The organism is Pseudomonas edaphica (assembly GCF_005863185.1).
GTDB lineage: Bacteria > Pseudomonadota > Gammaproteobacteria > Pseudomonadales > Pseudomonadaceae > Aquipseudomonas > Aquipseudomonas edaphica.
The window spans coordinates 1-7,874 of the sequence record NZ_VBVZ01000281.1 but is presented as its reverse complement, the minus strand read 5'-3'; the positions used below and the strand labels follow the sequence as shown (position 1 = coordinate 7,874).

Genomic DNA, 7,874 nt, shown 5'->3' with positions numbered 1-7,874 from the left:
GGTCAAGCGCTACCCGCAACTGACCTTGCCCATCGGCCTGATCTATGGCGCGCGCGACAAGGTGCTGGACTTCCAGAAGCACGGCCAGGCCCTGGCCAGCAAGGTGCCGGGGCTGAAGCTGCAAGTGGTGGAGGGCAGGGGCCATATGCTGCCGATCACCGCCACAGAGCGTGTGGTGGCGGTGGTGGAGCAGATTGCCAAGCGCGTCAAACCGCCGCAAAACGACCCGCTTTCGCAACGGCCATTGGCCCTGGTGGGTAAGTAGCTGGGTAAGTAGTTGGGTAAGTAGCTGGGTAAATGATTGTGCAATCCGACTCGCGGTTCAACGGCGTCGATGCCTGCTTTAGACACCTGACCAAACGGCTGAAAAAGAGACTGCCCGGTCACGTTAAAAAGCCTTCGAGAAACTAGTTGACGACCTAACGATTCCGCGCTATTAATTTTAAAAAATTATTTCAATGTGTAATTTGAAACAGTTTTTGAAATGCCTAAGAGCGAATAAAATAATGAAAAAAACGCCTTTTATCGCATACCCAACCTGCCTCGTTCGGAGGCTGCCATGAATCAGACTATGGCAAGCCCAACCGTCTGGACCGACGGCAAGCGTCACCTCTGGTGGCTCGGCATCATGCCACTGGCAACCCCCTTGCTGTCCGGCGCCCTGGCAATTACCACCGGCGTACAGCAACTGTGGTGGGTCGGTGTGCTGGTGATCTTCGGCCTTATCCCGCTGATCGACGGCCTGCTCGGTGAAGACGTCAGCAACCCACCCGAATCCGCCGTCAACCACCTCGAATCCCAAAGCTACTACCGCTGGATCGTCTACACCGGTGTGCTGTTCGTCATCTCGTCGGTGGTGATCACCGGCTGGCTCGCCGCCGGCGGCATCGACTGGATCATCAGCGGCGGTCTGCTGAACGCCACCGCCCACCTGGACCCGTCGAGCTGGCTGGCCAAAACCGCCGCCTTCATTACCGCGCGTACTGAGTTGCACGGTGCGGTCAGCTGGTTCACTTACCTGGGCATGGCGATGTCCACCGGTGCTGCCACCGGCATTGCCATCAACACCGCTCACGAACTGGGGCACAAGCCCAAGCCGCTGGAAGTGTTCCTGGCTAAAGTGACCCTGGCGCCGACCTTCTACGGGCACTTCTACACCGAACACAACCGTGGCCACCATGTACGCGTCGCCACCCCGGAAGACCCGGCCAGCTCGCGCCTCGGTGAGAGTTTCTGGGCGTTCCTGCCGCGCTCGGTGTGGTTCAGCGCCGTGTCAGCCTGGAACCTGGAGCGCGAACGCCTGCGCAAACTCGGCCTGCCGGCCTTGCACTGGAAGAACGCGGTGCTCAGCGCCTGGATGTACAGCCTGGTGTTGTGGGGCGCGATGATTGCCTGGTTGGGCGCGGCGGTAATTCCGTTCCTGATCATCCAGGGCATCTACGGGTTCTCGTTGCTGGAAGTGGTCAATTATGTCGAGCACTACGGGCTTAAACGCCAGAAGTTGCCCAACGGTCGTTATGAGCGTTGTTCGCCTCGGCATTCGTGGAACAGTAATCGGATTGTCACCAATATCTTTCTGTTCCAACTTCAGCGCCACTCCGATCACCATGCCAACCCGACCCGCAGTTACCAGTCGTTGCGCCACTTTGATGAATCACCGCAACTGCCTTACGGTTACGCCAGCATGATTGTCTGGGCCTATGTGCCGTACTTATGGCGACGGCGCATGGACCACCGTGTCTTGAACCACTATGCCGGGGATATCACCCTGACCAATCTTCAACCGTCACAGCGGTTGAAGTATCTGGAGAAGTACAGCAACAGCGCGACGCCGTTTTAATCTGAACTAACGCCTGTGTGGTTGAACTCGGGGTCTGTGTACCGCGCAGGCCTTCATCGCCCAGGATTCATCGGTTTTATTGCAAGTTAGTGGTTTGACCCTACAACAATAATTTCAAGGGAAGGACGTACACCATGCAAAGCCCTGCCACCTTTACCGCCCATGTCATCCTGGCCGCACTGGGCCTGATGGTTTACCAACAAGCCCAGGCTGCGCGGATCGAGCCGGCCGGCAGCGCCTTTACGGCCCAAGGCCCGATCAGTTTTTCCAAGGGCGCGCTGATCAGCGCCGACTGCACCATCAAAGTGGCCGGCAAGGTCGCGGCCAATGGCGCGTCGGTGAATGTCGACAAAGTTGAATTCGATGGCGGCCTGAAATGCAGCCGCGTCGAGGCTATCAACTTGCCGTGGGTATTAATTGCCAAAGACACTAAAAGCGGCTCGATGTCGAACATCAGCGTGGATGTGCATGCCTTCGGTTTAGGCGGCAAGTGCGGCCCGTCGACCGCCGACGGTACTTGGGATAACGCCACCGGCAAGTTGGAAGCCGCCAATGTGCCGATTGGCGAAGACTGCAAGATCAAGACGGTGTCGATCAAGATGCCGCCAACTTTCAAAGTGGTCGAATAAACGAATTCTAAAACTGTAGCGGTATAGGTAATGAAATTTGGCTGGAAAGGGAAGTTCTGCAGTTTCACCGTGACCTCTCGATCATGGCCATTACCCCTGGCGAACTGACTCGCCATAACATGTGAGGAAAAACAATGAAAAGCTTGAAAACCCTCGTTTGTGCAACTTCTTTTGCTCTGTGCTTTGGCGCAGCTTCGATGGCCAGTGCGGCGTCCATCACCCCGGATGGTCCGTTCTCGACTAACCCTGGCACCATCGTGGTGAAGTCGCCTTCGTCCTTCGGTGCTGCGGTAACCTGCGGCATCACCTTTACCGGCAACGTTAGCGGTGGCGTGGCTTCTATCAATGGTGCGACCTTGACCGGTGGCGGTCTGTGCGGTTTGCCAACCCTGACCAACCTGCCTTGGGTGCTCACTGCTGCAACGGGCACCACCGGTACCGTGACCAATGTCGGCTACAAGATCTCCTCGATCCCGGCCACCAACTGCGGTCCTACCCCTATCGCTGTGGCATGGACTCCAGGCACCAAGACCCTGTCGGCTGCCAACCAGTCGCTGAGCGGCAACTGCACCGTGGTTTCCCTGAGTGTGGTGGCTCCAACACTGTCGGTTAACCCGTAAGCGCGTCACTCCGTTAAGGGCTGATCACCCGTGAAGGCAGGAGTCTCGTAAGAGACTCCTGCTGACGGAATGGAAGGTCGAGGGAACTGACTATGAGTCGTTTATTGCGACGGGCTTCGAGCACTTTGCTGCTGGCAGGCTGGATAGGGATTGCAACGGTTGCACAGGCCGCAGAGTTTGCGCCTGCGGGGCTATTCTCGAGCGGATTTGGCACGCTCACGATAAGAACGCCTTCTACGTTTGGCGCATCGCTGACGTGCGGGGTTGCCATGTCGGGCAATGTAAGTGCTTTTACCGGCGTTCATATAAGCACTGTTTCAATCACAGGCGGCGGCTATTGCAGCTTGTTGAAGCCTAAGTTGAGTTGGAGGATGAGCGCCTACTCGATGACGTCAGCCTGGGTGGATGACGTGGGCTTTTCAGTAACAGGTATCCCTGGCAGCAATTGCGGGCCAACTGAGATTTACGCAAGTTGGAATAACGCAACACATCAATTAACCGTTTTTAATCAAGCCTTGTCAGGTAATTGCACACTTGAACGGCTGGACATCGTTTTGCCAACACTGTCGATCGTTAACTGAATGACAAGGCATGCCGGACTAAGCCGCTGCGATAATAATAGGGGTCATACATGAATAATAAAAAACAACATGCACGCACACTGCTCGGGTTGGCATTAGTCGGGGGGTTGATCACGACAGCCCCGGTACACGCGGGCGGTTTCTCCACGCCAACCTACGGCGCTCCTGGCTGGGGCCGAGCCTTTGGTGGTGGTTCGCTGTTCAAGAACGACCCCAGTGCCGCGTACAACAACCCGGCGGCGATGGCGTTTATTGACTCCACCATTGCGCAACAAACGGTTGACTACGCACGCGTCAAGATCAAATACAGCGGCCAGGCCTATGACTATGCCGGCAACCCTGTGACCAATACACCGGTACTCGATGATCAAGGGAGCATGGGCGATCCGGTGCCCAATAACAATAATGGCGGACAAGGTGGTTTTACCGCATGGCTGCCGACCGGGTTTCTGGTGATTCCCATGGGTGACCGTTTTGCGTTCGGCCTGAGCCAGGTAGTGCCACAGGGGATGCGCACCACCTGGAATGAAAACTCGAAGTTTCGTGATTTTGCTGTCGATACCAAGATCGAGACGGTTGGCCTGACGGGCTCGCTGTCGTTCAAGGTCAACGATCAATTCTCCATTGGTGGCGGTGCGATTGTTCAACGCAGCCAGGGCTTCGTCAGCCAGAACGTGGACTTGTTATCCGCCGCCGCTGTTTCCCCAGGGTTGGGGGGCTCGGCGTTTCCTTCCGGCGTGGGCGAGTCGTTGATTCGGGTAAAGGTGGATAACGTTTCGGTGGGCTGGTTCGGTGGTGTGGTCTGGAAACCGACTGACAGAGACACGCTGGGTCTGAATTATCACGCCAAAATCAAGAACAAGATGACCGGCAAGTACAACTTCAAAACGGATGCTATCGGCCGTAACGCCATGACCAACCCCATCGGGCCAAATGGCGAAACGCTGGTGGAATTGGCCTACCCTGGCTTGAAGCTATTCCCGGACGGTGCTAACGCGAGCACTCAGCTGGATATTCCCGCCACTGCGTCGATTGATTGGGTGCACCAATTCAACGACCGCTGGACCCTGGGCATGAGCGCAACCTGGACCGAATGGTCGTCCTTCCAGGACCTGACACTCAAGTCCGACGGCATGACCATTGTCGCGATCCCTTACAACTACAAGAACTCGTGGATGACATCCATCGGTGGTGACTACAAAGCCACGGATGAGCTGACACTGCGCGCCGGTGTGGCGTATGACCAGACACCTACCCGCAACTCCACACGTGACCCACGCATTCCCGATGGGGACCGCTACTTCCTCGCCTTTGGCGCCGGTTATGACATCAAGGCGGTGCCGGGGCTGTCCGTTGATGCCGCGTATTCCCACCAATTCGTGCAGAAGGTCAATCTCAAGACTAAAAACGAGGATCGCCTGGGTGCTGGTCAACTGAGCGGTACGGCGGAGTCGTCTGGTGACGTGGTGAGTGTGTCGGCCACTTATAAGTTCTGATCCAGTAGCGCCGCTGCAGGAGAGGGCGTCAAGCGCATCTTGATGCGCTCGACCTGCAGCGTTTCATCCCTTGGTCTTTGGCTGACGCGTTCGGCCGAATTTTTTTGCTCAAAGCATTAAATAAAAATTTCAAAACAAAATTTGAATTTGTCCTTTCAAGTTTGTAGTGTGGTTTTACGCCCTCGTTCATCCCGAACGAGCGACGCGCATGCCATACCCTGAATTGAGTAGAGGTATCCCCATGGTTATCTGGTTATTGTTGGGTGTCGCCGCCGCGATTGCCCTGGCCTATCGACAAGCCGCTGCTGCCCTGTGGCTGGGCGTCGGCCTGGTCTGGCTGGCGCTTGGTTATCTGTTCAATGGGGTCGCAGGCTTTGGCGCCAGCGTCGCGGCCATTCTGGTGGTACTGCCCGCCGTGCTGATGACGATCAAGCCGCTGCGCCGCACACTGCTGACCAGCAAGGCCCTGGGCCTGTTTCGCACGATCATGCCGGCGATGTCTGACACCGAGCGCGCGGCCATCGAGTCCGGCACCGTGTGGTGGGACGCCGAGCTGTTCAGCGGCAAGCCCAACTGGCAGCGCTTGCTGCAAGCCGCGCCTGCCAGCCTGAGCGCCGAAGAGCAGGCGTTTCTCGATAACGAAGTGGAAACCCTCTGCGACATCGCCAACGACTGGGAAACCACCCAGGTCTGGCAGGACATGTCCCCCGAAGGCTGGCAGTACACCAAGGACGCCGGGTTCCTGGGCATGATCATTCCCAAGCAGTACGGCGGCAAAGGCTTCTCCCACTATGCGCATTCGCAGGTGGTGATGAAGCTGTCGACGCGTTGCTCGGCCGCGGCGATTTCGGTGATGGTGCCCAACTCCCTTGGCCCGGCTGAACTGCTGCTGCATTACGGCACCGATGCGCAGCGCAATTACTATTTGCCGCGCCTGGCACGCGGCGAAGACATCCCGTGCTTTGCCCTCACCAGCCCGTATGCCGGTTCCGATGCCGGAGCGATTCCAGACCTGGGCATCGTCTGCAAAGGCGTGCATGAGGGCGAGGAAGTGCTGGGTTTCAAAGTGACCTGGGACAAGCGCTACATCACCCTCGGCCCGATTGCCACGGTGCTGGGCCTGGCGTTTCGTGCCGAAGACCCGGATGGCTTGCTCGGCAAGGCTGGTTCGCTGGGCATTACCTGTGCGTTGATCCCCACCTCCCACCCGGGCGTGAACAGCGGTCGTCGGCATTGGCCGCTGAACGCGGTGTTCCAGAACGGGCCGACCACCGGCAAGGATGTGTTCATTCCGCTGGAATGGGTGATCGGCGGCCGCGAACAGGTCGGCAATGGCTGGCGCATGCTGATGGAATGCCTGGCAGCCGGGCGCGCCATTTCGCTGCCGTCGGCCAACGTCGGCCTGGGCAAGGTCGCGGTACGCGGCACCACGGCTTATGCGGCGATGCGCAAGCAGTTCGGCCTGCCCATCGGCAAGTTCGAAGGCGTACAGGCGCCCTTGGCGCGCATGGCCGGGCATTTGTATGCCTGCGATGCGGTGCGCAAGGTCTCGGTGGCGTCTTTGGATGCCGGTGAAAAGCCCTCGGTGATCTCGGCGATTGCCAAGTACCACGTCACCGAGCGCGCGCGGATGATCGTCAACGACGGCATGGACATCGTGGCCGGCAAAGGCATCTGCATGGGGCCAAACAATTTCCTGGCTCGCGCTTACCAGCAAAGCCCGATTGCGATCACCGTGGAAGGCGCGAACATCATGACCCGCTGCCTGATCATCTTTGGCCAGGGGCTGATTCGTTGCCATCCGTATGTGTTCCGCGAGATGGAAGCGGCGCACAACCCGGATCGACGCAAAGCCCTGGAAGCCTTCGACAGCGCGATGTTCGGCCACCTGAGTTTCGTGTTGGCCAATACCGTGCGCGCTGCGGTGCATTCGCTGACAGGCGGGCGGCTGCTTGCCGCACCGGCCAAGACCGACCCGGCGCTGGCGTCCTACTACCGCCAGGCCAATCGGCTGTCGGTGGTGCTGGCATTGATCTCGGATGTGTCCATGGGTGTGCTCGGCGGTGCGCTCAAGCGCAAGGAAAGTATCACCGGGCGCTTGGGCGATATTCTGTCGCAGCTGTACATCTTGTCCTGCGTGCTCAAGCGCTTTGAGGACGACGGGCGGCCCCAGGCCGACTTGCCGCTGGTGCACTGGTCGGCCCAGGACGCATTGCTGCGCGCCCATGAAGCCCTTGCCGAAGTACTCGACAACTACCCGTCGAAACCGGCGGCAGCCGTGGTGCGTGCCTTGAGTTTCCCGTTCGGTATTCCCCAGCACAAACCCTCGGACCGCCTGCTGGCCCAGGTGGCCGATGTGGTGCAAACCCCCGGAGAAACCCGCGACCGCTTGCTGGCCAATTCCTACATCCCGCGCCCGGAAATCGACAAGCTGGCCTATGGCGAATTGGGCTTCCGGCTGTTGCCGCAGGTGGAGCTGATCGAGGCGCGGCTCAAGCCCGCGATCAAGCAGGGCCTGATCGAACCGATGCCGATTTCCGCCACCGCCTTTACCGCCTGGCGCGTCAAGGCGCGGGCGCTGGACCTGATCAGTGATGAGGAAGACAGCTTGCTCGGGCGTTACGTGGAATATGCCGACCACGGTATTCAGGTTGACGACTTCCCGCAGGATTTTGGCTTGCTGGAGGCTTTGCAGCAGCGTCAACAGG

Annotated in this window: 7 protein-coding genes; all 7 read left to right on the top strand. The window is 58.5% G+C overall.

Annotation, left to right across the window (positions count from 1 at the left end; genetic code table 11):
- The coding region (locus tag FEM54_RS18520) for an alpha/beta fold hydrolase (protein ID WP_138452390.1) at positions 1–265 on the top strand (265 nt) is incomplete at its 5' end.
- 294 nt (positions 266–559) lie between these two features.
- Positions 560–1,840 (top strand): alkane 1-monooxygenase, encoded by a 1,281-nt coding sequence (locus FEM54_RS18515; RefSeq protein WP_099547834.1) that lies wholly within the window; start codon positions 560–562, stop codon positions 1,838–1,840.
- Positions 1,841–1,974: 134 nt separating this feature from the next.
- Complete coding sequence (gene praA, locus FEM54_RS18510; RefSeq protein WP_138452388.1) at positions 1,975–2,469, top strand: alkane oxidation protein activator PraA; 495 nt, start codon at positions 1,975–1,977, stop codon at positions 2,467–2,469.
- Between the two features lie 134 nt (positions 2,470–2,603).
- The gene (gene praB, locus FEM54_RS18505; RefSeq protein ID WP_138452386.1) at positions 2,604–3,089 is read left to right on the top strand and encodes an alkane oxidation protein activator PraB; all 486 of its coding nucleotides are present in this window, start codon (positions 2,604–2,606) and stop codon (positions 3,087–3,089) included.
- Positions 3,090–3,181: 92 nt separating this feature from the next.
- Positions 3,182–3,670 (top strand): alkane oxidation protein activator PraB, encoded by a 489-nt coding sequence (praB, locus tag FEM54_RS18500; protein ID WP_138452384.1) that lies wholly within the window; start codon positions 3,182–3,184, stop codon positions 3,668–3,670.
- A 50-nt stretch (positions 3,671–3,720) separates the two neighbouring features.
- Entirely contained in the window at positions 3,721–5,166 is a 1,446-nt protein-coding gene (locus FEM54_RS18495) for an outer membrane protein transport protein (RefSeq protein WP_138452381.1), read from the top strand.
- A 241-nt stretch (positions 5,167–5,407) separates the two neighbouring features.
- Positions 5,408–7,874, top strand: a 2,467-nt coding sequence (locus tag FEM54_RS18490) for an acyl-CoA dehydrogenase (protein WP_138452379.1), incomplete at its 3' end; no start/stop codon positions are given.